Here is a 24,279-nt window from a genome sequence, read left to right as displayed (position 1 = left end):
CGGCCGGGGCTCAGCAGCAGACGCCGCGGGCCGTCACAGTGAACTGCGCCCCGTCGGCGTCCCGCAGGATCGCCTCCCGCTCGCCGTCCTCGCGCAGCACGCTGCCGCCGTGCTTCTCCGCCGCGCGGGCGCAGGCCGGCACGTCGGTCACCGCGAAGTGGATCTGCCAGTGCGGGCGCACCGAGGGGTCCGGAGCGGCCTCCACCGCGCCCGAGTCGATGCGCGCCACCACATCGCCCTCGCTGCGCAGCAGCACCTCGCCGCCGTCGTACTCCACCTCGCAGCAGCCCGGCTCGCCGGTCGCCCAGTCCAGGATCTCGCCGTAGAACATCGCGGCGTCGAAGGCGTCCCGGGTGTGCAGCCGCACGAAGGTGGGGGCCGCCTGCCGCCACGCCTCCCAGTTGGTGACCAGGTCGCCCTGCCAGATCCCGAACGTGGCGCCGTCCCGGTCGGCGAGCAGCGCCGCCCGGCCCGGCGGGAAGGACAGCGGCCCGACCGCCGCCGTACCGCCGCGCTCCCGGACCCGGGCCACGGCCACGTCCGCGTCCCGCACCGCGAAGTACGGCGTCCACGCCACCGCCATCTGCCACATGGAGGCCACGGCGGCGATCCCGGCGACCGGGACCCCGTTGGCCAGGGCGATCCGGAAGTGTTCGCCGAGCTTGGCGGTGCGCCAGCGCCAGCCCAGCACGGCCGTGTAGAACTCCTGGGTGGCCTGGAGATCACGGCTGGTCAGGCTCACCCAGCAGGGCGCGCCGAAGACGGAGTGGGTGGAGACGACCTCTTTGTCGCGCGGCGCGCCGCCGGCGGGGCTTTCGTGGTTCATGGCAGTCGCGTCCTGCTCTCGGGGCCCGGGCGGCCACCGGTACGACACCAGTGTCCGGCCGGACGGGGTCGAAATGCCTCCCGGGTACCCCGGGTGGCAGGGGTGCAGGCCCCTGCGCACGATGGAGGGATGGCAGAGAGCGAGCCGGACCGGATCGCCGCGTTGCAGGCGGAGGTCGACCAGATGAAGGAGGCCATGGCCTCGCACGCGGTCGTGGACCAGGCGATTGGGATGGTGGTGGCCCTCGCCCGGGTCTCCCCGGACCAGGGCTGGGAGGTCCTCAAGGAGGTCTCCCAGCACACCAACATCAAGCTGCGCCGCGTCGCCGAGCTGATCCTGGTGTGGGGGCGGCGCGGCGACCTCCCGGACCCCGTCCGGGCCGAGCTGGAGGACGCCCTGGACCGGTACGGGCCCGCGCAGGTGCCGGGGACCGAGGGGCAGTAGGGGAGCGGGGCCGGCAGGGGTGCCGGGCCCACGGCCGCGGGGGTCAGCGGATCTCCGCGAGCAGCTCCTCGCGGAGCCGGTCGAAGCAGCCGCTCAGCAGCCGCGAGACGTGCATCTGCGAGATACCGAGCTGCGAGGCGATGCAGCTCTGCGTCATGCCCTGGAAGAACCGCAGGTAGAGAATGGTGCGCTCGCGTTCGGGCAGCGCCTCCAGGCACGGCCTGACCGCGGCCCGGTCCACCACGAGGTCGTACCCGGGGTCCGGCCCGCCCAGGGAGTCCCCGAGCGCGTAGCCGTCCGTGCCGGAGACCTCGGCGTCCAGGGACAGCGCGGAGAAGCACTCCAGCGCCTCCATGCCGGTGCGCACCTCGTCCTCGCTGAGCCGGGCGTACGCGGCGATCTCCGCGACGGTGGGCGCCCGGCCCGTGCTGGTCTGCGCCAGCTCCTTCACGGCGGCACGCACCCGGTTGCGCAGGTCCTGCACCCGGCGGGGCACGTGCAGGGTCCACATGTGGTCCCGGAAGTGCCGCTTGATCTCTCCGGTGATGGTGGGCACCGCGTACGCCTCGAAGGCGCGGCCACGGGCCGGATCGTAGTGGTCGACGGACTTGACCAGGCCCAGCGCGGCCACCTGGTACAGATCCTCCAGGGCCTCGCCCCGGCCGCGGAACCGCACCGCGATCCGCTCGGCCATGGGCAGCCACAACCGGACCAGCTCGTCCCGGAGCGCCTGGCGCTCGGGGCCGTCGGGCAGCAGGGCGAGCTGCTCGAAAGCGGCGCCCGTGTCCGGGGCGTCGTCGTGGGGATGGGATTTCGTGCTGCCAGTGACACGCATCGCGCGCACCTCTCTCGGCAGGTGCTGATGGGACAGACACCGTGGGAGGTGCGCTCGGACATGGAGTGGGACACCGGGGGCGGGCCATGCCGTCTCCCACGGACGTGCCTCCTGTCCGAAGCACTCCTGAGCCCTTTTCCCGCCGAGGGACACCTCCAAACAAATAATAATAAATGTGGCGAAACGGGCTGAGGGGAGCCGGAGATCGCCGATCTTGCCGTGGACGTGATGTGCGGCACGCCCGGCCCGGCGGCCGGAACCCGCCGCGGACGAGTTCTTCCTGGGCAGCGCTTGATCACCGGTCGGCAGAGGTCAATTCCCCTGACCACGCTGCGTTCCCGGCATTTGACAGTGCGCTCGGCGCACAGATAGACAGCAGCTCTCGAGGGTCGAGAGGGGCACTGTGTACGAGCCGAACGTGGTCGGTGACTGGCAGGAGTACGACGAGCATGCCGGTCTGCGGGTCCGCGTCCACCGCCTGGAGGCGGCCGAGCCGCCCCGCGGCCGGGACGACGCCGCCGCCGGGCTGACGTATTTCAGTGTCCGGGTCACCGTGGAGAACCGCGGCGCCCGGCCCTACGGCATCCACCTGGAGGACGGCCAGATCGACGTGCGCGTGGGCCCGGACGGCGAGGGCGCCTTCATCGACTGGCGCAACTCCCAGTTCGTCGAGGGCTTCGACGTCTACCCGCTGCGCCGGGCCACCGCCGTGATCTACGCCGCCGCGCCCGAGGCCGCCCTCAGCCACGTGGACGTACAGGTGCAGCTGCGGGTGGACGACGAGTGGACCGGCCGCCGGCTGTGGGCGGGCGGCATCGGCGTCCTGGAGCCGGCCCCGACGGCCACCCCCTCGGCCGCCGGGCAGGGCGGCCTGGCCCACCAGGTCTCCGCCTTCCTGCGGGACCAGGCGGAGCCGGGCTCCGCCTGACGGGCACCCGCGCGGGACGTCGTGCGCGGTTCAGCGTGGGACGTCCCGCGCGGTTCGGTGCCGGGACGTCCGTACGCGGTTCAGTGCGGGATGCCGTCGATGATCTCCCGCGCGCCCTGCCTAAGCAGCGCGACCGCGACCGAGGTGCCGAGGGTCGCCGGATCCAGCCGCCCCGCCCACTCGTGGGCGTTCAGCCGCGTCTTGCCGTCGGCGGTGAACACGCAGGCGCGCAGCGAGAGTTCGCCGCCGCGGTCCACGCGCGCGTACCCGGCGATCGGGCTGTTGCAGTGCCCTTGCAGCACATGCAGGAACATCCGCTCGGCCGTGGCCTCCCGGTGGGTGTCCGGGTCGCCGAGCCCGCTGACCGCGTCGATCAGCGCGGTGTCGTCCTCCCGGCACTGCAGGGCCAGGATGCCCGCGCCGATCGGCGGCATCATCGTCTCCGTCGACAGCACCTCGCTGATCACGTCGGTCCGGCCGATCCGCTCCAGCCCGGACACCGCGAGCAGCAGCGCGTCCGCCTCGCCCGCGGCCAGCTTCTCCAGCCGGCGGTTGGCGTTGCCGCGGAACGGCACGCACTCCAGATGCGGGTGGGTCGCGGCCAGTTGGGCGATCCGGCGGACCGAGGAGGTACCGATCCGGGTGCCGGCCGGCAGCTCGTCCAGGGTCAGCCCGCCCGGGTGCACCAGCGCGTCGCGGATGTCGTCCCGCTTCAGGAACGCGGCGAACACCGTGCCGGCGGGCAGCGGCCGGTCGGCGGGCACGTCCTTCACGCAGTGCACCGCGAGGTCCGCCTCCCCGGCGAGGAGGGCCGCGTCCACCTCCTTGGTGAACGCCCCCTTGCCCTCGACCTGGGAGAGATCGCCCAGCCACTTGTCGCCGGTCGTCTTCACCGGGACGACCTCCGTCCGCACCCCCGGGTGCAGCACGGCCAGCTCGGCACGGACCCGCTCCACCTGGGCCAGCGCCATGGGGGAGTCGCGGGAGACGATACGGATCAATTCCGGTGCAGACATGAGGACACGATAGACCCTGGGGCCGGTCCGGCTCCGGTCGCGGTCGCCCGTACGGCCCCCCGCACCACGGAGGTCGGCCCGCCGGCCGCGCCCCACGGCCCCTCTACCCCGGCGCCTGCGGCAGGTCCGCCGCCGACTCCTCCGGAGTGAGGTCCGGGCGCGAGCGCAGCCAGGACGGCTGGCGGAGCATGCCGTGCCGGGTACGGGTGCTGTAACTGACCTCGCCCACCAGTCTGGGCACCACCCAGCGCGCTTGGGGGATCCTCGGCACCGGGTCGAACGGGCACCGGTCGCTCGCCGCCTCCCGCAGCAGCTCCGCCAGCCGGACGCGTTCCGCCTCGCTCCAGCCGGTGCCCACCCCGCCGACGTAGCGCAGCCGGCCCTCCGCGTCGCGCTGCCCGGCCAGCACCGCCCCGGGCAGTCCGGTCAGCCGGCCCTTCCCGGGCAGCCAGCCGCCGATGATCACGTCCTCGGCGCGCATGTTCCGGATCTTGATCCAGGCACGGGAGCGGACGCCGGGCTCGTACACCGAGTCCAGCCGCTTGCAGACCAGGCCCTCCAGCCCGTGCTCCCGGGTGGCGCGCAGCGCCTCGGCGCCGTGCCCCGTCACCGCGCCCGGGGTCGACCAGTACGGCCCGGCCAGCTCCAGCTCCTCCAGCCGGGCCCGCCGCCGCGCGTACGGCAGCCGGAGCAGCGGCTCGGTCAGATACGGCACGTCGAACAGCACCAGGTGCACCGGCACCTGCGCGGCCCGGCGCGCCGCCCGCGCGGGGGCGTGCGCGAGGCCCATCCGGCTCTGCAGCAGCTGGAAGTCGGCCCGCCCCCGCTCGTCCAGGGCCAGCACCTCGCCGTCCAGCACGGCGGGCGTGGGGCCCAGGGCGGCTCCCAGCGGCCGGAGCTCGGGGTAGGCCGCGGTGATGTCCTCGCCGGAGCGGGCGCGCAGCTGCACGCTGCCGTCGCCGGGCAGGTAGACCATCACCCGCTGGCCGTCCTGCTTCGTCTCGTACGCCCACCGCCGGTCCTGGGCGGCGGGCGGCAGGCTGCCGGGGGTGGCGAGCATCGGCGCGATGAACGGCAGCGGCACGGCGGTCACGGCAGAACATCTCGACCGCCCCCGGCGCGCTCACGCCCCTTTCCCCCACGGTTCCCCTGAACGGGCCCGCACCGCGCCCCGGCCACCGACGAACCGGCACACGCCGAGCCATCCGGGCATCACCGACCGGCTGACGCCGAGGCTCCGGGCGCCGACGGTCCGACTCGCGCCACGGCTTCCGGGTGCGGGCGGTCCGGCTCCCGCCATGGCTCGGGGCGCCGGCCGACCGGCTCGCGTTCCGCCCGGAGTGACGCGTGACGCCGGGGGTCAGCGGGTGCGCGGTGGTCCGGCCCAGCCCAGGGACCGTTCGACGGCCCGTTTCCAGTTGTCGTACTCCGCCTCCCGCCGCCCGGGGTCCATGCCGGGCAGCCACTGCGCGGCCCGGTGCCAGTTGCGGCGCAGCACCTCCAGGCCGGGCCAGTAGCCCGCGGCGAGGCCGGCCGCGTAGGCGGCGCCGAGGGAGACCGTCTCGGCGACCATGGGCCGTACCACGGGCACGCCGAGCACATCGGCCACGAACTGCATGAGCAGGTTGTCCGAGGTCATGCCGCCGTCCACCCTGAGCTGCGGCAGGGGGACCGGGAAGTCGGCGTTCATCGCGTCCACGACCTCCCGGGTCTGCCACCCCGTGGCCTCCAGCACCGCCCGCGCCAGATGCCCCTTGGTGATGTACGAGGTGAGGCCGACGATGACCCCGCGCGCGTCGCTGCGCCAGTGCGGTGCGAACAGGCCCGAGAAGGCGGGGACGATGTAGCAGCCGCCGTTGTCCTCGACCGTGCGCGCGAGGGTCTCGATCTCGGGGGCGCTGCCGATCAGGCCGAGGCGGTCGCGGAACCACTGGACGAGCGCGCCGGTGACCGCGATCGACCCCTCCAGGGCGTAGGCCGGGGGCTGGTCCCCGATCTTGTAGGCGACGGTCGTGAGCAGCCCGTGCCGGGACCGTACGACCTCGTCGCCGGTGTTGAGCAGCAGGAAGCCGCCGGTGCCGTAGGTGCACTTGGCCTCGCCGGGGGAGAAGCAGGTCTGGCCGAACAACGCGGCCTGCTGGTCGCCGAGGGCGGCGGTGAGGGGGATGCCGGGCAGCAGCGCGCGCGTCTCGCCGTACCGCTCGGCGCAGGGGCGGATCTCGGGCAGCATCGCACGGGGCACGCCGAAGAAGTCCAGCAGTTCGTCGTCCCAGGCGAGCGTGCGGATGTTCATCAGCATCGTGCGGCCGGCGTTGGTGACGTCGGTGAGGTGCAGGCCGCCGTCGGCGCCCCCGGTGAGGTTCCACAGCAGCCAGCTCTCCATCGTCCCGAACAGCACTTCGCCGTCCCGGGCGCGCTGCTCGACGCCCTTGACGTGGTCGAACAGCCAGCGGATCCGCAGCGCCGAGAAATAGGTGGAGGGCGGCAGGGCGCACCGCTCGAGGAAGAACGTCTCGCCGGGGTCGCGCAGCAGGTCCTCGACCAGCGGCGCGGTACGGGTGTCCTGCCAGACGATCGCCCGGCCCAGCGGGGCGCCGGTCCGCCGGTCCCAGAGCACCGTCGTCTCCCGCTGGTTGGCCAGTCCGATCGCGGCGACCCGCGCCTGGTCGATGCCGGCGGCGGACAGGGCCTCGGGCACCACCCGGCGCAGGTTCTGCCAGATCTCGACGGCGTCGTGTTCCACCCAGCCGGGCCGCGGGAAGTGCTGCCGGTGCTCCCGCTGCGCGACCGACACCAGCCGCCCCCGGTGGTCGAAGAGGATGCAGCGGGTCGAGTTGGTGCCCTGATCGACCGACATCACATACCGTTCACCCATGATCGGGTCTGCCTTCCGACGGATCCGCGGGCGGCCGTCCCGGCCTACCAGCGGGCGGCTCCCAGGTCTCTGGAGATCGCCCGGGCGGCCTCGCGGAGCAGGCTGACCAGCGCGGGGCGGGGCCGGCCCTGGCCGTCGCAGATCCGCTCCACCGGCCCGGACAGCCCGATGGCGCCCACGACCAGCCCGCCGTGCCCCCGGATCGGCGCGGCGATCCCCGCGTCACCCATGCTCATCTCCTGGATCTCGGCCGCCCAGCCGGCCTCCCGGACCGCGGTGAGCGCCCGGGCTAGCCGCTCGGGATCGACCAGGGTGTGCCGGGTGTACGCCTCCAGCCCCGGCTCCCGGTCCGGTTCGGCCGTCGCCGTGCCGAAGGCCAGCAGCACCTTGCCGAGCGAGGAGGCGTGCAGCGGCAGCAGCGTGCCCACGTCCAGGGTCTGGAAACTGTCGTCCGGCCGGAACACATGGTGGACGACGAGGACCCTGCCCTCCAGCGGGGTGCCCAGACGCACCGCCTCCCCGCTGCGGGCGGCCAGGGCGTCGGCCCAGTTCAGCGAGCGTGAGCGCAGTTCGTTGACGTCCAGGTAGCTGGTGCCCAGGTGCAGCAGGGCGGCCCCCAGCTGGTACTTCCCGGTCGTCGTGTCCTGCTCCACGAAGTCCACGTGCTGGAGCGTGCGCAGGATGCCGTGGGCGGTGCCCTTCGCCAGCCCGAGCGAGGCCGCGACCTCGCCGAGCCCGAGTCGGCGGGGCCCTCCGGCGAGCAGCCGCAGAATCGCCGCCGCCCGCTCGATCGACTGGACCGGTCCGGCCATGAGGCGAGCCTATTACCGCCGGGGAGGCTTCGCCCCGCGGGACGGCGGGACCCGGCCCCGCGCCATCCCTCGTACGGCGTTTCCGGGTGGCAGCGCGGGACCCGGGCGGTGACCTTGGGAACCGCGGGGGCGTATGCGCGGGCACATCGTGCGCGGCTCCGGCGCCCTTGCCGGGCAACAGCGAACAGCGGGACGGCTGGTTCCTCGGCCCCGAGACCCCCGCGCCGGAACCCGCCCCGGTGGGCTCCCGCAAGGACGACACCGGGGCCGTCAAGCGGCAGGCGGCCCGGTTCCGCCTCTACGGCTACACCGCGGACGGGACGGTCGTACGGGAACTGACCGTGGCCGACCCGCGGGTGAGCATCGAGTGGGCGGTGCACGTGGCCGACAAGAAGGCCGCGTGGTACGAGTTCCGCCTCGCGCTGGACATCCCCGACATGGCCGGAAAGAGCGTGCCCCGGCGCAACAAGGGCGTCACCGACCGCGGCCGGCTGGTCATCGACCCGGGCCGCAAGGTGCTGGACGCCGCCACCAGCGGCACCGTCCCCTTCACCGGCGGCCGCTTCCTCGACACGCTCGACGTGCCCCTCGGCTCCATGCACACCGACGACGAGGGCCGCCTGGTCGTCCTCGGCGGCAAGGGCCACTCCGCCGCGCCGTTCGGTGAACCACCGCTCTCCTTCGGCAACAACGACGGCTGGTGCGACGACATCTCCGACGGCCCGGTCACCGCCACCCTCACCCTCGAGGGCCGCGCCGTCCCCGTCGAGCCCGCCTGGGTGGTCGTGGCCCCGCCCAACCCGCCGGGCTCCCGGCCCGTACGGCCGCCCACACGTTCCCGGCCCCGGCCGTCCCCCGCGGGCCCCCGCGCACACCACCCACCTCGACACCGTCCACGGCGACGGCTGGATCGCCGCCGGCGACGTCGCCGCAGCCTTCGACCCCCTGTCCTCGCAGGGACATCCTCACGGCCCTGTACACCGGCATGCGCGCCGGCGAAGCCGTCCACGCCCACCTGGTCGGAGACCCGGCGGCGATGACCCGCTACACCAGCGCCGTCGACGCCGTCCGCGCCGCCTACCTGCGCAACCGCCACACCTTCTACCGCTGTGAACAGTGGTGGCCCGACCAGCCCTTCTGGCACCGCCGTCACACCGGGCCCACCGTCCTGCGGTGAGCGGCCCGGCAAGGGCGGGACGAGGGGCGTTCGGTAATGCCGACCTCCATTCATTGACCCGCCCGATTTGTCTCCCTACGGTGCTCTGAGGCCCGGAATACGCCGAGACAGCGCGTGAGACCGGCAGCACATCGGGAGAGAACATGGTGGCCCAGCTCAATACCCTGCTTCGGGCGGCACATGAACACGTGTGCCCGGTGCCGCCCGTCGCCGGTGCCGTATCCGCCGTACGCCGGCGGGCAGCGGCGCTCCTCGCCGAGTGGAACGTGTGTCCGGAGATCGTCGAGGACTCGCTGCTCGTGGTGTCGGAGCTGGTCACCAACGCCATCGTGCACGCCCGGCCGCCGGCCGAACTCCGGCTGTCCTGGGTGCGCGGCGATCACCCCGCCACCCTGCGCGTCGAGGTCACCGACGCCGGACCCGACCCCGCCGTGGGCGCGACCCGCGCCGGGATCGACCCGGACGAGCACGGCCGGGGCGAGGCGATCGTCCACGCCCTGGCGACCCGCCACGGCATACGGGTCAGCCCCGGGCGGGTCACCCGCTGGGCCGAGCTCGTCGCGTCCTGAGGCACGGCTCCGGTCGGGCTCCGGTTTCGGTCTGGGGTACGGCTCCGGTCGGGCTCCGGTTTCGGTCTGGGGTACGGCTCCGGTCGGGCGCCGGGCACGGCCGCCACGACGGCCGGACGGCCTCCGGCGGAGCGGCGGCACGCGGCGCCCGACCGGGGCGGCTGGTCGCCCGTACGTGTCGGCTGCCTCCCACGCGCCGGTCGTCCGTACGTGTCGGCCGCCCCCCACGCGCCGGTCGCCCGCACTCGCCGGCCGCCCGCGCGCGCCGGCGGCTCCTTACGGTGCGCATCGAGCGTCCGCGCCGGTTCCCCGCGCCCGGGGCGGCCGACGCCGCCGGCCGGCGGACAGTGCACGCCCTCCCGCCCGTGCCTGATCGGCCGCGAGGGCTGCGCACCGCCCGCCGACCCGGCCCGGCGAGCCCCGGTCCGCCTGGTCCCCGCCGGTCCGTCCGGCACCGGGACCCCGAGCCGGCCTACGCTCCAGTAATATCCGGCGGCAGGCCACCACAGGAGGAACCGTGCCCCGGTCCGAACGCTCACCCCTGCTGCTCGCCGGCCTGCTGGCCGCCGCGGGAGCCGCCCACTTCGCCGTACCCCGGCAGTTCGACGCGATCATCCCGCGGTCGCTGCCGGGTCCGCCCCGGGCCTGGACCTACGGCAGCGGGGCCGTCGAACTGGCCCTCGCGGCCGGGATTGCCGCGCCCCGCACCCGTGCGACGGCCGCGAAGGCGGCGGCCGCCTTCTTCGTCGGCGTGTTCCCCGCCAACGTGCGGATGGCCGTGGACTGGCGCCACCGCCCGGCCCCGCTGCGGGCGGCTGCCCTGGCCCGGCTGCCCCTCCAGGTGCCCCTGGTGCTGTGGGCGCGCGGCGTCGCCCGCGACGGAAAGGGGCGGTCGTGACCAGGCCCCTCGCGGTCGGGGACACGGCGGAGGACTTCGCTCTGCCCGACGAGACCGGGACCACCCGCCGGCTCACCGGACTGCTGGCCGACGGGCCCGTCGTGCTCTTCTTCTATCCCGCCGCCCTCACCCCCGGCTGCACCGCCGAGGCGTGCCACTTCCGGGACCTGGCCGCCGAGTTCGCGGCCGTCGGCGCCCGGCCCGTCGGCATCAGCGGGGACGCCGTCGACAGGCAGCGGGAGTTCACCGACCGGCACCGGCTCGGCATGCCGCTGCTCTCCGACGCCGACGGCACGGTCCGCGAGCGGTTCGGCGTCCGGCGCGGCTTCTCCCTGGCCCCGACCAAGCGCGTCACCTTCGTGATCGCCGAGGACCGTACCGTACTGGAGGTGGTCCGCAGCGAGCTGCGCATGAGCACCCACGCCGACCGGGCCCTCGCCGTCCTCCGCGCCCGTCAGGGCTGAGCGGGGGTCACTGGAACGGGCAGCCCGGGTTCGGGGCGTCCTCGAAGAGCGGGGAGCCGTGCGGCAGCACGTACAGCAGCTCCAGGACCACCGGGGTGTCGCCCAGGTTGCGGCCGATGTGGACGTAGCCGGGGCCGGCCTGTTCCCGGAACGTCCCGCCGGGGCCGTACACGCCGTCCGACCGGCACGTGGCATCGAAGTGGCTGAGGGTGCCCTGCCGCACCACGCCGTACACCGGGCCGTCGTGGTAGTGCCAGCCGGTGGTCTGACCGGGCGGGATCGTGGCCTCCCGCAGGATGTAGTCGGTGCCGTCGATGGTGGTCTGGGCGAGGAGCCGGGACGTGATGCCCGGCCCCGGCGGGGTGGCCCCGGCGAAGCCGCAGGTCATGAGGGCGGCCACGGTGACGACGCCGGTCACGGCGGTACGGAGTGCGGTGCGCATGCGAGCCTCCGGGGCACGGGCGGATACCGCCGCAAACGTACCTCAAACCGGCATCTCGGGCGGAATCCTCGCGTCCGGATGGTCGCCACCGGGACCCCTGCCGTGCTACGGGGCTCCGTCCCCGCCGGTGCCGGCGGCCACCTGGGCCAGCGTGCGGCCGGTGCGCACCGAGCGCGCCCGCCGGGGATCGGGCGTGCCGTGCCCCGGCCGGGCCGGGCCCTTGCGCACCAGCAGCCAGGCCTCCTCCCCGTCCGCGCCGCCCTCGCGGAACCGGGTGAGGGCGTACTCGCCGTGCAGCTTGGCGCCGTGCAGCCGGAAGGTGGCGTGCCCGCGTTCCAGGGAGTCCGCGAAGTCCACCGGGCGCCCCCGGCGGTCGTGGCTGAGCGGTTCGTACGTCCCGTGGTCCCACACGATCACCGTGCCGCCGCCGTACTCGCCCTTCGGGATGACGCCCTCGAAGTCCTCGTACTCCAGCGGATGGTCCTCGGTGGGCACCGCCAGCCGCTTGTCGGCCGGGTCGGCGGACGGGCCCTTGGGGACGGACCAGGACTTCAGGACGTCGCCGACCTGGAGCCGGAAGTCGAAGTGCATCCGGCGCGCGTCGTGGATCTGCACCACGAAACGGGGTCTGCCGCCCCCGTCCGCCGTCGCCCGCCCCGACGGCTCGCCGGTCCGCCCGAAGTCGCGCTTGCCGCGGTACGTCCGCAGCCGGTCCTCCGCCACCCATGGCTCCTTCCCCGCGTCCGGCCCAGGCGCCCGGGTACCCCCGGCGGCCGCCGCCGATGCCAGGGTCAGTCGGCGGGCCGCCACCCCAGGGCCGGTCCGAGCTTCGTCGCCATGTCCGTCAGGATCTGTACGTAGTCCTCGTACTCGAAGGTGAACGGCAGGGCGAACGCCACCTCGTCGGCCTCGCGGAAGGCGGCGTGCGCGTACAGCCGCTCGGCCAGCTCCGCCGAGGTGCCGACCAGGTCCGGCGCGAACAGGTGCCGTGCCGGGCCCTGCGGGGAGGCCGTGCGGGGCAGCCGCCGGGCCGCGTACTCCGCGTACTTGGCGCGCTGCGCGGGGCTCGCGGAGTCGGTCGGGATCACCACCAGCCCGTGGGAGACCCGGGCCGCCTCGCCGTCGGGGTGGTGGGCCCGGAACTCCCGGATGAGGGACGCCTGGATCGCGGCGAAGTCGGGCGGCCCGTCCGTGCCTCCGGGGCCCTCGGTGTCCTCCACCTTCACCACGCTGCTGGTCAGGAAGTTCATGCCGTGCTCGGCCGCCCAGCGCGCCGAGCGCAGGCTGCCGCCGCCGTACCACATCCGCCGCCCCAGCCCGGGGGAGTGGGGCTGGACGATGTCGGAGAAGACCTCGAACCCCTCCGTCCCGCTGAAGTCGGTGACGGGCTTGCCGCGCACCAGGTCCAGCAGCCGCCGCACCCGCTCGTAACCGAAGTCCTCCGCGTCGGCGGTGTCCGGGTAGAGGGCGCCCTTGACCTGGTCGTAGTGCGTCGGCGGGCCCACGCTGACGCCCGGGTTGAGCCGGCCGCCGGACAGCACGTCGACCGTCGCCAGGTCCTCGGCGAGCCGCAGCGGGTTCTCCCAGCCGAGCGGTGTCACCGCGGTGCCCAGCTGGATCCGCCGGGTGCGCTGCGAGGCGGCGGCCAGGACCGCGACCGGGGACGAGATGCCGTACTGCAGATGCCGGTGGCGGACCCAGGCGCTGTCGAAGCCCAGCTGTTCGCCCAGCTCGATGATGCGCAGCGTGGACTCGTGGCCCCGCCCGGGGTCCGCCGCGTCGAACAGGCCGATGGTCAGGAAGCCCAGCTTGCGCAGCGGGCGAGAGGTGGGCGGCACGGCTCCTCCAGCGGTCGTGTGTCGGCTCCGACCCGATTCTGGCAGGCGAGTGTGACAACCGTGTGATCAATCCGCCCGGGCCATCGGCAGCGGGATCACGACCTCGTCCTCGACGGGCGGATCGAGTTCCTGCGCGAGGTTGCCCGTCGCGGCGAAGCAGCGCAGCCGCACGGCGTCCGCCGTGACGTCCAGCCGCAGGAAGCACTTGAAGAACGGCGGGCTGTAGGTGACGGAGGACGGCGAGAACAACTGGGTGTAGATCTTGCGCACGGGCAGCCGGAACCGGGCGGGACGGTCGGGGCGGCGGCCGGTGCCGAGCAGGCTCGCGACCAGCCGGGTGCGGCGGGTGACCCGGACGCCGGGGCCCGGGGCGCGGGCCGGTTCGATGCCGAGCCGTTCGGCGACGACGGCCGCCGCCTCCGCCTCGGTCAGCCGGAAGAAGCGGCGCAGCCGCAGCCGGTGGCCGTACAGGCGGCTGTAGAAGGCGAGCGAGTCGCCGCGCAGCGGGTAGCAGCGGAAGTCGCGTTCGGTGACGCCGCCGACCGACACCCGGGGGATGGTGTGCGTGGCGTGCGTGAACGCCCCGCCGCCGCCCGCCACGACGTACTGGACGGTGCGGTCGCCCACCGTCACCGGGTAGCGCTGGTAGTTGTGGATGTCGCCGCCGATCGCGGCCACATAGTGGTGCTCCGGGTCCCGGACGATGTCGTCCACCGTGCCGCCGCCCTCGATGGGGCACGGGTGGTGCTCGCCGTCGACGTACAGCGGCGAGCCGGTGACGAGGATCTTCGGCCTGGGGCCCCGGGACATCTCCCGCAGCCAGGCGCCCTGTTCGGCGTCGACCGTGCCCAGCAGGCCGGTGTCGATGCCGACGATCCGTACCGGCCCCGCGTCGATCGCCCAGTACGGGCCCGGCTGTTCGGCCCGCTGGCCCGGCGCCGACCGCAACGCCCGTGCGGCGGCGAGCCGTTGCCCGTCGGCGGGGCGCGCCCGGTGCCACAGCAGGGAGCGCAGCCAGGCGCGGGTCAGCGGGCGGGGCCGGGGCTCGGGGGCCGGCGGCGGGGTGTCGGCGCAGAAGACCCGCATGAAGGCGCCGAGATCCTCGTACCAGTCGTGGTTGCCGGGTATCGCGTAGATCGGCCCCGGGTAGTCCTGGTAGGGCCGGAAGAACTTGTCGCCGTAGTCGTCGGCGCTGCCGACGGGGTAGATGACATCGCTGGCGATCACCGCGAAGTCGGTGCCCTGACTTACCGTCAGGAAGCCCGGCACGACGGCGTACTGGGATTCGCCTCCCTCGCCGGTGTCCCCGATGACCATGAAGGAGAACGACTCCGGCACGTCCCGCCGGATCACCTTGTCGGCCGGCGCCCCGGCCTCCGCCCGCCGGGCCACCCAGCGGCTGCGGGTACGGCCGGTCGGGTCGCCGAACCAGGACGCGAGCACGCCGTTGCGGGCCGCCCACAGGATCCTGGGGTTCAGCCACGACAGCTGCTCGACGTGGTCCGGCATCAGCCGCCGGTAGGTGCCGGGCCGGGCCGCGCCCCAGCCGGCGCCCTGTGCGGTATCGCGTGAGGAGTCAGACACGCGGTGCACGGTAACAACGCGCCGGTCAAGGCATGGATGCCGGGGTCCCGCCCAACACCCGCACGACCGCGCCCCGTTCGGCTTGTCGCCGTTCGGCCTTGATCTCAAGCGTGGTCGAGGTTCTACGGTGCCGGGGTCGGCGAACATACGCAGGAGGTACCGCCATGACCGCTCAGCCGCCCCGCACCGACGCCGGACTCGCCGCCGAGCCGGCCGCGTACTGGACCGGGGTCGCCCACGAGGCCCTCATCGCCTTCACCCGTGCCCGGCAGGCCGAACTGGGCTTCACCCAGCCCGCGTACTGGCTGCTGCGCAACCTGTCGGAGCACGACCTCTCGCCCGACGGCCACGGGATGACCCTCGCCGAACTCCGGCAGGCCATGAGCGCCTACCTCAGGCCCGAGGACGACCTGGCGGCCGAGGCCGAGACCCTGCTGGAGCGCGGCCGGCTCACCCGCGACGGCGACGGGCGGCTGTGGATCACCCCGGCCGGGGACGAGGCCCGCGCCACCCTCAAACGGCACGCCCCCGCGATCCGCGACCGCATCCACCGGGGCATCTCCGACGCCGACTACGTCACCACCGTGAAGGTCCTCCAGCAGATGATCCGCAACACCGGCGGCGCGGCGCTCCAGTCGGGCGGCGAGTGAGGCCCTGCTCGAAGAGCTCGGGGGAGTGCGTCGCCGCCCGCGCGGCGGTCACGGCTTGCGGGCGAGGCCGCCGTGTTCGGCGACGGTCTCCGGGGCGGGCGCGCCGGGCTCGGGGCGCCACCGGGTGACCGGCACGACGCCGGGCTCGACCAGCTCCAAGCCGTCGAAGAACGAGGTGATCGCCTCGACGGTACGCAGGTTGTACGGGACCGCGCCGCTGTTGTTGTAGGCGTCCTGGGCCTGCTCGAAGACCGGGTCGATGCCGAGTGACCCGTCGTTGACACAGAGGTGACTGCCCGACGGCAGCGCGCCCATCAGCCGGTCCACGATGGAGCGGGCCTGGTCGTCGTCGGCGACGTGACCCAGGATGTTGCTGAGGATGAGACCGGTGGGCCGGGTGAGGTCCAGCGTCTCGGCGGCGATCGCGAGGATGCGGTCCGGGTCCGTCACATCGGCGTCGATGTAGGCGGTCGCGCCCTCGGGGGAGGAGTACAGCAGCGCCCGGGCGTGAGCGAGCACCATCGGGTCGTTGTCGACGTAGACGATCCGCGCCTCGGGGGCGAGCCGCTGGGCGACCTCGTGGGTGTTCTCGGCGGTCGGCAGGCCGGTGCCGATGTCCAGGAACTGCCGGATGCCCGCCTCGGTGACGAGATGGGTGATGGCGCGGCGCAGGAAGGCACGGCTGCCGCGGGCGATGGTGACGATGCCGGGGAAGACGGCGGTGTACGCGTCGCCGGCCGCCTCGTCGACCGGGTAGTTGTCCTTCCCGCCGAGCCAGTAGTTCCAGATGCGGGCCGAGTGCGGCACCGAGGTGTCGATCGCCGGGTGCGACGCGGGACGGGTCATCAGCGGTGTCCTTCTCTCCTCCGGGGCCTGGTTCCGGCCACGGCGTTCCCCCAGGGGCCTTGACTGGCCCGTGCCCAATTTACGCCCCGGCACCGGCCGCTCACCTCCCGGTTCGCCGTCGCCGGCCGATAGGGAAAACCCTCGATTGATCCGGCCAGAGGTGACATGGCTCGGTCAATGCTGTCATTCTCCCTGCGCACGCCGATCCACCCCACCGGTTCAACGGATCACGGCACCGCACGGCTCAGCTCACCCGGGCGGCAGAACCCGCTGCCCGTCGATCACCTCACCGGCCGCCGACCGGCGACCGCAGCAGGAGGAGTACGAGTGAGACCCCACAGACCCCTTCCCCACAAGCGCGCCACGGCGGCCGCCGCCCTGCTGTCCACCGCGGCGTTCCTCGCCGTCGGCCTCCAGGCCCTCCCGGCGACCGCGGCCCCGGCCACCCCCCACCCCAGCCCGCTGCGCACCGGCGGACTGGTGGCCGAACTCAGCCCGGCCCAGCACCAGGCCCTCGTCAGGAGCGCCCAGGCGAAGACCGCCGACACCGCCCGCACCCTCGGCCTCGGCACGCGGGAGAAGCTGGTCGTCAAGGACGTCGTCAAGGACAACGACGGCACCCTGCACACCCGTTACGAGCGCACCTACGACGGACTGCCCGTCCTCGGCGGCGACCTCGTCGTGCACACCCCGCCCGCCTCGCTGGCCAAGGGGACCGTGAGCACCACCTTCAACACCAAGCGCACGATCAAGGTGCCCTCCACCACCGCCACCGTCACCAAGGCCACCGCCGAGACCAAGGCGCTGAAGGCCGCGAAGGCGCTGGCCGCGGACAAGCCCACCACGGACAGCGCCCGCAAGGTGATCTGGGCCGGCGCCGGCACCCCGACGCTCGCCTGGGAGACGGTGATCGGCGGCCTCCAGGACGACGGCACCCCGAGCCGGCTGCACGTCATCACCGACGCCACCACCGGCAAGGAGCTGTACCGCTACCAGGCGGTCAAGAACGGTACCGGCAACACCCAGTACAGCGGCACCGTCACCCTGAACACCACGCTGTCGGGCTCGACGTACCAGCTGTACGACACCACGCGCGGCGGTCACAAGACCTACAGCCTCAACCGGGGCACCTCCGGCACCGGCACCCTGATGACCGACGCCGACGACGTCTGGGGCGACGGCACCGGCTCCCACACCCAGACCGCGGGCGCCGACGCCGCCTACGGCGCCCAGGAGACCTGGGACTTCTACAAGAACACCTTCGGCCGCAGCGGCATCCGCAACGACGGCGTCGCCGCCTACAGCCGCGTCCACTACAGCAGCGGCTACGTCAACGCCTTCTGGGACGACAGCTGCTTCTGCATGACCTACGGCGACGGTTCCGGCAACACCCACGCCCTGACCTCGCTGGACGTGGCCGGTCACGAGATGACCCACGGCGTCACCTCCAACACCGCCGGCCTGGAGTACAGCGGGGAGTCGGGCGGCCTGAACGAGGCCACCTCCGACATCTTCGGCACCGGCGTGGAGTTCTACGCGAACAACTCCAAGGATGTCGGCGACTACCTCATCGGCGAGAAGATCGACATCAACGGCGACGGCTCGCCGCTGCGTTACATGGACAAGCCGAGCAAGGACGGCGGTTCCAAGGACAGTTGGTACTCCGGGCTCGGCGGCCTGGACGTCCACTACTCCTCCGGCCCGGCGAACCACATGTTCTACCTGCTGTCCGAGGGCAGCGGCACCAAGGTCATCAACGGCGTGACCTACAACAGCCCGACGTCCGACGGCGTCGCCGTCACCGGCATCGGCCGCGACGCCGCGCTGAAGATCTGGTACAAGGCGCTGACGACGTACATGACGTCCAGCACCAACTACGCCGGCGCCCGCACCGCCGCGCTCAACGCCGCCGCCGCGCTGTACGGCACCAACTCCGCCCAGTACGCCGCGGTGGGCAACGCCTTCGCCGGCATCAACGTCGGCAGCCACATCAACCCGCCCACCAGCGGGGTGACGGTGACCAACCCCGGCAGCCAGTCCGCCACCGTCGGCACCGCCGTGAACCTCCAGATCCAGGCGAGCAGCACCAACGCGGGCGCGCTGACCTACAGCGCCTCCGGTCTGCCCGCCGGCCTGTCGGTCAACGCCTCCACCGGCCTGATCTCCGGCACGCCCACCACGGCGGGCAGCTACAACACCACCGTGACGGTGACCGACTCCACCGGCGCGACCGGCACCGCCACCTTCGCCTGGACGGTCAGCGCGACCGGCGGCGGCTGCTCCGCCAAGCAGTTGCTGGGCAACCCCGGCTTCGAGTCCGGCAGCACCGGCTGGTCCTCGACCAGCGGCGTCATCACCACCGACAGCGGCCAGCCGGCCCACGGCGGCTCCTACAAGGCGTGGCTGAACGGCTACGGCTCCACGCACACCGACACGCTGTCGCAGTCGGTGGCCATCCCGGCGGGCTGCAAGGCGACCCTGACCTTCTACCTGCACATCGACACCGACGAGACCACCACCAGCACCCAGTACGACAAGCTGACGGTGACCGCCGGTTCGAAGACTCTGGCCACCTACTCGAACCTCAACGCGGCCTCCGGCTACAGCCAGAAGACCTTCGACCTGTCCTCGCTGGCGGGCTCCACGGTCACGCTGAAGTTCAACGGCGTGGAGGACTCCGGCCTCCAGACCAGCTTCGTCGTGGACGACACCGCCCTGACGACCGGCTGAACATGTGACACCGCTCGCGGTCCCGCACCCGGCGCACCGGGTGCGGGACCGCGCCGTGTCAGGTGAGCGGGTCCAGCGTGAGATACGCCTGCTGCGGGCTGCCGTCGTGCACCAGCGACTCCTGGTGGCCGACGTCGTCGAAGGCGAACGCGTAGGCCTTGCCGTCGGCCATCTGCGCGTGGATCGCGCGCGCGTACTGGTTGGTCACCGCGTCCCGGTAGAAGTCGGCCGTCGTGGCATCCGGCTGACTGGGGTTGACCAGCAGGGTGGACCGGTTGAAACCGGCGCACAGCGTACGGGAGATGGGCCCGCGCACATTGTCGTTCGGCGCGTCCAGCAGCTTGTGGCAGCCGAAGACGCTGGACGCGTCGGGCTTCTGGAAACTGGTGACGACCGTGCCGGCGGAGTTGGTGAAGTTCATGACGTTGCCCGAGACCCGGCCGTAGTACTTGGTGTTCGGCTGGTCCGCGAACGGTGTGACGGTCAGCGTCGACGTCGTGTACTTCTGCCAGACCCGGTTCACGTAGTCGTCCATCACGTTCGCCGGCAGCGCCCCGGTCTCCACCCCGTACAGCGGGGACAACGCGCGCAGCACCGTGCCGTCGGAACGGGTCTGGATGAGGTTCCCCCAGCCGCCCGGCTGGGCGCGCAGTGCGGCGAAGAAGCCGCTGTAACCACCGGACTTGAGGTGCCCGGTGGTGGACACTCCGCCGTCGGCGCGCTGCACCCCGACGGCGTACGGCGCCGAGAACATGTCCACCTGGGTGCTGTTGAGCCACAGCCCGGCGTCGTTGAGCGTGTACTCCGACCAGTTGAAGAGGATGTCGCGGTTGGGGTCGGACGGGTTCTGCACGGCCGGCTGGACCAGACCGCCGGTGGTCAGCCGGAAGTCCAGCTTGCGGCCGTAGGAGAAGTAGATCCGGCCGGAGAACTTCGGGATGCGGATGGTCTTGGACTGGCCGGCGGCCGGTCCGGGTATCGCCGCGTCCGGCGCGGGAGTCGGCGGGTTGCCGCCGGCCGGCCAGGCGTGGAAGACGCCGTCCGCGTCGGCCCAGCCCTGCCGTCCCGAGGACAGCTGGGTGCCGAGGTCGTAGACGTAGACCGGTTCGGAACGGCCCGAGTTGTTGGTGATCTTCAGGGGGATGGTGTCGGGGACGGCCGCGTCGGCGCGGCCGGGGGAGCCGAGCGTCAGCAGTCCGCCGAGCAGCGCCGTCGCGGCGGCCAGGGGCAGCGCGCCCCGGGTGAGTGTGTGCGGCACTCTCCACCTCCGTGTGGGGTCGGGGTCGTACGGATATGGTCCGTACCAGTTCTGAGAGCGCTCTCAGATTCCAGCCACGACGAGTTCATGTCAATGTCCGGGACCGGATTCGGCCCGGCGCCCACTCGCCAGCGGGCGCCGGGCCACTCCGTCAGAACGTGCGCTTGAGCAGGTCCAGCAGGGCCGCCCAGTGCCGCTCGTCGGCCTCCTGGTGGTAGGCGGGGGTGTCCGCCTGGGTGAATCCGTGGTGGGCGCCGGTGTAGACCTCGCAGGTGTGGCGCACACCGGCGGCGGTCAGCGCCTCCTCGAAGCGCGCGATCTGCGCCGGGGGCAGTGACGCGTCCTCGTCGGCGTGCCCGAAGTACAGCTCGGCGGTGATCCGCGGGGCCTCCAGGTGCGGGCTGTCCGGATCGTCGGTGGCCAGGCCCCCGCCGTGGAAACCGGCCGCCGCCGCGACCCGGTCCGGGTGGGCGCCCGCCGTCCACAGCGCGAGCCGGGACCCCATGCAGTAGCCGGTCAGCGCGACCGGGCCGTCCGCCACCAGCGGGCTGTCGGCCAGCCAGCGCAGATAGGCGCCCGCGTCCCGCTTGACCAGGTCGGACGTCAGGTCGGCCAGCATCGGGCCGAGCCGCTCCCAGATGCTCGGGTCGGCACCCGGGTCGATGAACTCGGGCAGGTCCACGACCGGCGCCCGGCCGAGCCGGTAGAACACGTTCGGCAGCAGCACGGTGTAGCCGGCCGCGGCCAGCCGGTCGGCCATCGACTTCAGGTGCGGTCGCGGGCCGTAGGCGTCCTGGTAGAACAGCACGCCCGGATGGGGGCGGTCGTCGGCGGGGCGGACGAGGTAGGCGTCGGCGACGCCGTCCTCGGTCGGGATGTCGACATCGTCTCGCTGGACATCGGTCATGGTGGACAGGCCCTCCCTCGGGACAACGGGCGGCGGGCGGCGGTCGCTCCCGGCGCCATGGCTACGACCATGCTGTCACGCAAGATCGTCGACGCGTCGACCGGCGCCGGGTGTGGTGAACGGCGTGCGGGGTCCGTGCCCGGCGCTCACTCGAAGCGGCTGGGGTCGCCCGCGCCCCGCCGGACGATCTCCGCCTCGCCGCCGGAGAAGTCGACCACCGTCGTCGGCTCGGTGCCGCACTCGCCCGAGTCGACCACCGCGTCCACCGCGTGGTCCAGCCGGTCCTTGATCTCCCAGCCCTGGGTCAGCGGCTCCGCCTCGTCGGGCAGCAGCAGCGTGCTGGACAGCAGCGGCTCGCCCAGCTCCGCCAGCAGCGCCTGGGTGACCACGTGGTCCGGGATGCGCACGCCCACGGTCTTCTTCCGCGGGTGCAGCAGCTTGCGCGGCACCTCGCGGGTGGCCGGGAGGATGAAGGTGTAGCTGCCGGGGGTGGACGCCTTCACCGCCCGGAAGACGTCGTTGTCCACCCGGACGAACTGGCCGAGCTGCGCGAAGTCCCGGCACATCAGCGTGAAGTGGTGCCGGTCGTCCAGCCGGCGGATGGCACGGATCCGGTCCATGCCGTCCCGGCTGCCCAGCCGGCAGCCGAGCGCGTAACAGGAGTCGGTCGGATACGCGATGAGCGCTTCCGAGCGGACCGCGTCGGCGATCTGGGCGATGCTGCGCGGCTGCGGGTTGTCGGGGTGCACGTCGAAGTACTTCGCCACCCGTCGAGCTTATGCCGTCCCGGACACCGCACGCGCCTCAGGGGCGGCCATCCGCCCCGGCGTCCCTCACGCCGGACGCGGGGCGCCCGCGATGACGCCTACGGAGATACCTATGGGCACATACCTGTTTGACATGGGTATGTGCCCATACCTATTCTCGGAGGCATGTCCGGATCCAGCGCTCCCCAGCGGGACGTCGCCAGCGTCGCCTCGGCGCTCGCCGACGCCCTGCCCGCGCTGTACCGGGCCCTGGACCGGCGCGTCGCCCGCGACTTCCCCCACCCCAAGCCGCCCGAGGGACACCTCAACCTGCTGCGGCACGTCGCCGAGCACGAGGGCGCCACGGTACGTGAGGCCGCCGAGGCCCTGCTGATGAAGCCCAACAACGTCAGCGCGCTGGTCTCCCAGCTCACCGAGCAGGGCCTGCTGGAGCGCGGGCAGGACAGCGCGGACAAGCGGGTCGTACGGCTGCGCCTCACGCCGGTCGCCCGGCGGCGCGTGGCCGAGGCGCACGCACTCCAGGTCGGTCATCTCACCGGAGCCCTGCGCGCCATGACCGACGGCGAGCTCGACGCGCTCGGTTCCGCCCTCGGCGCGCTCGAATCCCTGACGCACGGACTGCGCTCCGCCGCGCACTGACCGGTACGTCCGCACGCCCTTACGTCCGTACGCACACCCGTGCGTGCGCGCTCCAGTGCGCCCCGCGTCCCCCGCGCCTCGCCGCCCGGGACGCCGGTGGGCGTGTGCGTGCTCCGGCGTCGGCTCCACCCCTTCCGTACCCCTTTTCCACCCCGTATCAGACGAGGCTCAGCCATGCCGTCCACTCCCGTGGATCACTCCGCCGTGCCCGCCGCTCCCGCGGCACCGGCCACCGCCGCCGCCCGGCGGCGTGCCAACCCCTGGCTCACCCTGTGCGCCGTCGCGTTCGGCCTGTTCATGGTCCAGCTCGACGGATCCGTGGTCGCGATCGCCAACCCCGAGATCGGCCGCAAACTGCACGCGTCCACCGCCCAGTTGCAGTGGGTCACCAACGCCTATCTGCTGGCCCTGGCCGCCACCCTGATCCTCGGCGGCAAGCTCGGCGACCGGTTCGGCCGGCGCACCTTCTACCTCGCCGGCGTCGCCGGATTCACGCTGTCCTCCGTCGCCATCGGCCTGTCCGGCTCCATCACGGGCGTCGTCGCCTTCCGCGCCCTCCAGGGAGTCTTCGGCGGGCTGCTGATGCCCAACACCCTCGGCCTGCTGCGGGCCGTGTTCCCGCCCCGCAAGTTCGGCATGGCCGTCGGCATCTGGGCGATGGTCTCGGCCGTGTCCACCGCCCTCGGCCCCATCGTCGGCGGTCTGCTGGTGGAGCACGTCAGCTGGGAGTCCGTCTTCTACATCAACCTGCCCATCGGCGTACTCGCCTGCGCCTTCAGCGCGTTCGTGCTGCCGCAGTCGAAGAACGCCACCGGGCACGACCGCTTCGACGTCACCGGTGTCGTGCTGCTCGCGCTCGGCCTGCTGAGCGTCGTCTTCGGCGTCGTCAAGGGCGAGACCTGGGGCTGGACGTCCGCCGGCACCTGGGCCGCGATCGGCGCCGGCCTGCTCCTGCTCCTCCTCTTCGGCCGGCACGAGACCCGCGTCCAGCACCCGCTGCTGCCGATGCGGCTCTTCCGCAGCCGCGCCCTGACCGTCGGCGCGGTCATCACCGCGCTCAACTTCTTCGTCATGCTGGGCGTGATCTTCTTCGTCATGCTCTATCTGCAGAACGTACGGGGGCTGACGCCCGTTCAGGCGGGCGTGCGCACCCTCCCGTTGAGCCTGGCCTCGCTCGTCGCCTCCCCGCTCGGCGCCGCCCTGACCGCGCGGTTCGGCGCCCGCTTCTGCATGCCGCTCGGCATGCTGCTCCAGGCCGCGGCCTGCTTCACCCTGCTCACCTGGTCCGGTGACTCCCCGTACGCCACCATGTGGCCGCCGTTCGTCGCGCTCGGGCTCGGCGTCGGCATGGTGCTGTCCGCCTCGTCGGACGCGATCGTGGGCAACGCGCCCGTGCGGGACGGCGGCGTGGCCGGCGGCCTCCAGGCCACCACGCTGCAGATCGGCGGCGCCCTCGGCACATCCGTGCTGGTCTCCGTCATCAGCGCCCGCGTCGGCTCAACCCTGCGCACCGAACTGACCGGCGCCGGCGTGCCGGGCGGCCTGGCCGGGAAGCTGGCCGAGGCGAAGGACGCGGTGGCCATGGGGGTCGCCCCCGTCTCCCCGGACATGCCGGACACCCTCCGCGCGGCGGTCGTCGAGGGCAGCGGCCGGGCGTTCATGAACGGCGTGCACGCCTCCGCGGTGGTCACCGGCGTCCTCTGCCTGCTGGGCGCGGCCCTCGCGGCGGCGGGGATGCGGGGCGGGGCGCGGGCCGAGGCCGAGGAGGGGTGAG

At 73.1% G+C, this 24,279-nt stretch carries 25 protein-coding genes; 11 read left to right on the top strand and 14 right to left on the bottom strand.

Features of this window, described 5'->3' with window-relative positions; translation table 11 throughout:
• Positions 1 to 10: 10 nt before the first annotated feature.
• Entirely contained in the window at positions 11 to 826 is an 816-nt protein-coding gene (locus tag HB370_RS05035; protein WP_030784432.1) for a VOC family protein, read from the bottom strand.
• 129 nt (positions 827 to 955) lie between these two features.
• Between HB370_RS05035 and HB370_RS05030 the strand changes: the two genes are divergently transcribed.
• Positions 956 to 1,270, top strand: a complete 315-nt coding sequence (locus tag HB370_RS05030; RefSeq protein WP_030784435.1) for an ANTAR domain-containing protein — start codon at positions 956 to 958, stop codon at positions 1,268 to 1,270.
• A 43-nt stretch (positions 1,271 to 1,313) separates the two neighbouring features.
• On the opposite strand, the gene HB370_RS05025 is transcribed toward HB370_RS05030, so the two are convergent.
• Positions 1,314 to 2,105, bottom strand: a complete 792-nt coding sequence (locus HB370_RS05025; protein ID WP_030784438.1) for an RNA polymerase sigma factor SigF — start codon at positions 2,103 to 2,105, stop codon at positions 1,314 to 1,316.
• 403 nt (positions 2,106 to 2,508) lie between these two features.
• On the opposite strand from HB370_RS05025, the gene HB370_RS05020 reads away from it, so the two are divergent.
• Positions 2,509 to 3,033, top strand: a complete 525-nt coding sequence (locus tag HB370_RS05020; RefSeq protein WP_030784441.1) for a hypothetical protein — start codon at positions 2,509 to 2,511, stop codon at positions 3,031 to 3,033.
• Between the two features lie 80 nt (positions 3,034 to 3,113).
• Here HB370_RS05020 and hemC read toward each other — a convergent pair whose 3' ends face one another.
• The 4 genes from hemC to HB370_RS05000 all read right to left on the bottom strand — a co-directional run bounded on the left by hemC (position 3,114) and on the right by HB370_RS05000 (position 7,736).
• On the bottom strand, positions 3,114 to 4,049 hold the full coding sequence (gene hemC / locus HB370_RS05015) for a hydroxymethylbilane synthase (protein WP_030784443.1): 936 nt from the start codon (positions 4,047 to 4,049) through the stop codon (positions 3,114 to 3,116).
• 103 nt (positions 4,050 to 4,152) lie between these two features.
• A complete protein-coding gene (locus HB370_RS05010; RefSeq protein ID WP_030784446.1) occupies positions 4,153 to 5,133 on the bottom strand; it encodes an ATP-dependent DNA ligase in 981 nt (326 codons plus the stop codon).
• Between the two features lie 276 nt (positions 5,134 to 5,409).
• Positions 5,410 to 6,924 carry a glycerol kinase GlpK gene (gene glpK, locus HB370_RS05005; protein ID WP_030784449.1) on the bottom strand — a complete coding sequence of 505 codons (1,515 nt, stop codon included), beginning with the start codon at positions 6,922 to 6,924 and terminating at the stop codon, positions 5,410 to 5,412.
• A gap of 44 nt (positions 6,925 to 6,968) precedes the next feature.
• Positions 6,969 to 7,736 (bottom strand): IclR family transcriptional regulator, encoded by a 768-nt coding sequence (locus HB370_RS05000; RefSeq protein ID WP_030784452.1) that lies wholly within the window; start codon positions 7,734 to 7,736, stop codon positions 6,969 to 6,971.
• A gap of 167 nt (positions 7,737 to 7,903) precedes the next feature.
• Here HB370_RS05000 and HB370_RS41730 point away from each other — a divergent pair, with 167 nt between their 5' ends.
• The 5 genes from HB370_RS41730 (at position 7,904) to HB370_RS04975 (ending at position 10,844) form a co-directional block, all read left to right on the top strand.
• Positions 7,904 to 8,776, top strand: a complete 873-nt coding sequence (locus tag HB370_RS41730; RefSeq protein WP_030784455.1) for a LodA/GoxA family CTQ-dependent oxidase — start codon at positions 7,904 to 7,906, stop codon at positions 8,774 to 8,776.
• Positions 8,773 to 8,913 carry a hypothetical protein gene (locus HB370_RS42635; protein WP_157855582.1) on the top strand — a complete coding sequence of 47 codons (141 nt, stop codon included), beginning with the start codon at positions 8,773 to 8,775 and terminating at the stop codon, positions 8,911 to 8,913. The genes HB370_RS41730 and HB370_RS42635 overlap by 4 nt, the downstream gene beginning before the upstream one ends.
• Before the next feature lie 143 nt (positions 8,914 to 9,056).
• Complete coding sequence (locus tag HB370_RS04985) at positions 9,057 to 9,482, top strand: ATP-binding protein (protein ID WP_030784461.1); 426 nt, start codon at positions 9,057 to 9,059, stop codon at positions 9,480 to 9,482.
• Between the two features lie 517 nt (positions 9,483 to 9,999).
• Positions 10,000 to 10,380 carry a membrane protein gene (locus HB370_RS04980; protein ID WP_030784464.1) on the top strand — a complete coding sequence of 127 codons (381 nt, stop codon included), beginning with the start codon at positions 10,000 to 10,002 and terminating at the stop codon, positions 10,378 to 10,380.
• Positions 10,377 to 10,844 (top strand): peroxiredoxin, encoded by a 468-nt coding sequence (locus HB370_RS04975; RefSeq protein WP_030784467.1) that lies wholly within the window; start codon positions 10,377 to 10,379, stop codon positions 10,842 to 10,844. The genes HB370_RS04980 and HB370_RS04975 overlap by 4 nt, the downstream gene beginning before the upstream one ends.
• Before the next feature lie 7 nt (positions 10,845 to 10,851).
• Here the strand turns inward: HB370_RS04975 and HB370_RS04970 are convergent, their stop codons facing one another.
• The 4 genes from HB370_RS04970 to HB370_RS04955 all read right to left on the bottom strand — a co-directional run bounded on the left by HB370_RS04970 (position 10,852) and on the right by HB370_RS04955 (position 14,708).
• Positions 10,852 to 11,286: a cupin domain-containing protein gene (locus HB370_RS04970; protein ID WP_030784470.1), complete on the bottom strand. Its 435-nt coding sequence runs from the start codon at positions 11,284 to 11,286 to the stop codon at positions 10,852 to 10,854.
• Positions 11,287 to 11,391: 105 nt separating this feature from the next.
• Complete coding sequence (locus tag HB370_RS04965) at positions 11,392 to 12,009, bottom strand: DNA polymerase ligase N-terminal domain-containing protein (RefSeq protein WP_030784473.1); 618 nt, start codon at positions 12,007 to 12,009, stop codon at positions 11,392 to 11,394.
• Between the two features lie 68 nt (positions 12,010 to 12,077).
• Positions 12,078 to 13,124 carry an LLM class flavin-dependent oxidoreductase gene (locus tag HB370_RS04960; RefSeq protein ID WP_030784474.1) on the bottom strand — a complete coding sequence of 349 codons (1,047 nt, stop codon included), beginning with the start codon at positions 13,122 to 13,124 and terminating at the stop codon, positions 12,078 to 12,080.
• Positions 13,125 to 13,190: 66 nt separating this feature from the next.
• Positions 13,191 to 14,708: a metallophosphoesterase gene (locus HB370_RS04955; protein WP_030784477.1), complete on the bottom strand. Its 1,518-nt coding sequence runs from the start codon at positions 14,706 to 14,708 to the stop codon at positions 13,191 to 13,193.
• A 164-nt stretch (positions 14,709 to 14,872) separates the two neighbouring features.
• Here HB370_RS04955 and HB370_RS04950 point away from each other — a divergent pair, with 164 nt between their 5' ends.
• On the top strand, positions 14,873 to 15,358 hold the full coding sequence (locus tag HB370_RS04950; RefSeq protein ID WP_030784480.1) for a hypothetical protein: 486 nt from the start codon (positions 14,873 to 14,875) through the stop codon (positions 15,356 to 15,358).
• Between the two features lie 48 nt (positions 15,359 to 15,406).
• Here the strand turns inward: HB370_RS04950 and HB370_RS04945 are convergent, their stop codons facing one another.
• Entirely contained in the window at positions 15,407 to 16,204 is a 798-nt protein-coding gene (locus HB370_RS04945) for an SAM-dependent methyltransferase (RefSeq protein ID WP_030784483.1), read from the bottom strand.
• Positions 16,205 to 16,531: 327 nt separating this feature from the next.
• Between HB370_RS04945 and HB370_RS04940 the strand changes: the two genes are divergently transcribed.
• Positions 16,532 to 18,934 (top strand): M4 family metallopeptidase, encoded by a 2,403-nt coding sequence (locus HB370_RS04940; protein WP_030784486.1) that lies wholly within the window; start codon positions 16,532 to 16,534, stop codon positions 18,932 to 18,934.
• A gap of 58 nt (positions 18,935 to 18,992) precedes the next feature.
• Here the strand turns inward: HB370_RS04940 and HB370_RS04935 are convergent, their stop codons facing one another.
• The 3 genes from HB370_RS04935 to HB370_RS04925 form a co-directional block, all read right to left on the bottom strand.
• Positions 18,993 to 20,192: a glycoside hydrolase family 64 protein gene (locus HB370_RS04935; RefSeq protein WP_037701896.1), complete on the bottom strand. Its 1,200-nt coding sequence runs from the start codon at positions 20,190 to 20,192 to the stop codon at positions 18,993 to 18,995.
• A 151-nt stretch (positions 20,193 to 20,343) separates the two neighbouring features.
• On the bottom strand, positions 20,344 to 21,099 hold the full coding sequence (locus HB370_RS04930) for a dienelactone hydrolase family protein (protein ID WP_030784491.1): 756 nt from the start codon (positions 21,097 to 21,099) through the stop codon (positions 20,344 to 20,346).
• A gap of 146 nt (positions 21,100 to 21,245) precedes the next feature.
• Positions 21,246 to 21,866: an L-threonylcarbamoyladenylate synthase gene (locus tag HB370_RS04925; protein WP_030784496.1), complete on the bottom strand. Its 621-nt coding sequence runs from the start codon at positions 21,864 to 21,866 to the stop codon at positions 21,246 to 21,248.
• 165 nt (positions 21,867 to 22,031) lie between these two features.
• On the opposite strand from HB370_RS04925, the gene HB370_RS04920 reads away from it, so the two are divergent.
• Positions 22,032 to 22,505: a MarR family winged helix-turn-helix transcriptional regulator gene (locus HB370_RS04920; RefSeq protein ID WP_030784500.1), complete on the top strand. Its 474-nt coding sequence runs from the start codon at positions 22,032 to 22,034 to the stop codon at positions 22,503 to 22,505.
• A gap of 174 nt (positions 22,506 to 22,679) precedes the next feature.
• Complete coding sequence (locus tag HB370_RS04915) at positions 22,680 to 24,278, top strand: MFS transporter (RefSeq protein ID WP_030784503.1); 1,599 nt, start codon at positions 22,680 to 22,682, stop codon at positions 24,276 to 24,278.
• Position 24,279 lies beyond the last annotated feature (1 nt).

The organism is Streptomyces sp. DSM 40868, from assembly GCF_011820545.1.
Taxonomy (GTDB): domain Bacteria; phylum Actinomycetota; class Actinomycetes; order Streptomycetales; family Streptomycetaceae; genus Streptomyces; species Streptomyces eurythermus.
The sequence above is the reverse complement of the archived record's forward strand: the minus strand, read 5'-3'. Positions and strand labels throughout refer to the sequence as shown.

Coding starts and splice junctions, on each gene's coding strand:
- HB370_RS05035 (WP_030784432.1), bottom strand. CDS start 826: ATGAACCACGAAAGCCCCGCCGGCGGCGCGCCGCGCGACAAAGAGGTC.
- HB370_RS05030 (WP_030784435.1), top strand. CDS start 956: ATGGCAGAGAGCGAGCCGGACCGGATCGCCGCGTTGCAGGCGGAGGTC.
- HB370_RS05025 (WP_030784438.1), bottom strand. CDS start 2,105: ATGCGTGTCACTGGCAGCACGAAATCCCATCCCCACGACGACGCCCCG.
- hemC (WP_030784443.1), bottom strand. CDS start 4,049: ATGTCTGCACCGGAATTGATCCGTATCGTCTCCCGCGACTCCCCCATG.
- glpK (WP_030784449.1), bottom strand. CDS start 6,924: ATGGGTGAACGGTATGTGATGTCGGTCGATCAGGGCACCAACTCGACC.
- HB370_RS05000 (WP_030784452.1), bottom strand. CDS start 7,736: ATGGCCGGACCGGTCCAGTCGATCGAGCGGGCGGCGGCGATTCTGCGG.
- HB370_RS42635 (WP_157855582.1), top strand. CDS start 8,773: ATGACCCGCTACACCAGCGCCGTCGACGCCGTCCGCGCCGCCTACCTG.
- HB370_RS04985 (WP_030784461.1), top strand. CDS start 9,057: ATGGTGGCCCAGCTCAATACCCTGCTTCGGGCGGCACATGAACACGTG.
- HB370_RS04970 (WP_030784470.1), bottom strand. CDS start 11,286: ATGCGCACCGCACTCCGTACCGCCGTGACCGGCGTCGTCACCGTGGCC.
- HB370_RS04950 (WP_030784480.1), top strand. CDS start 14,873: ATGACCGCTCAGCCGCCCCGCACCGACGCCGGACTCGCCGCCGAGCCG.
- HB370_RS04945 (WP_030784483.1), bottom strand. CDS start 16,204: ATGACCCGTCCCGCGTCGCACCCGGCGATCGACACCTCGGTGCCGCAC.
- HB370_RS04930 (WP_030784491.1), bottom strand. CDS start 21,099: ATGACCGATGTCCAGCGAGACGATGTCGACATCCCGACCGAGGACGGC.
- HB370_RS04920 (WP_030784500.1), top strand. CDS start 22,032: ATGTCCGGATCCAGCGCTCCCCAGCGGGACGTCGCCAGCGTCGCCTCG.
- HB370_RS04915 (WP_030784503.1), top strand. CDS start 22,680: ATGCCGTCCACTCCCGTGGATCACTCCGCCGTGCCCGCCGCTCCCGCG.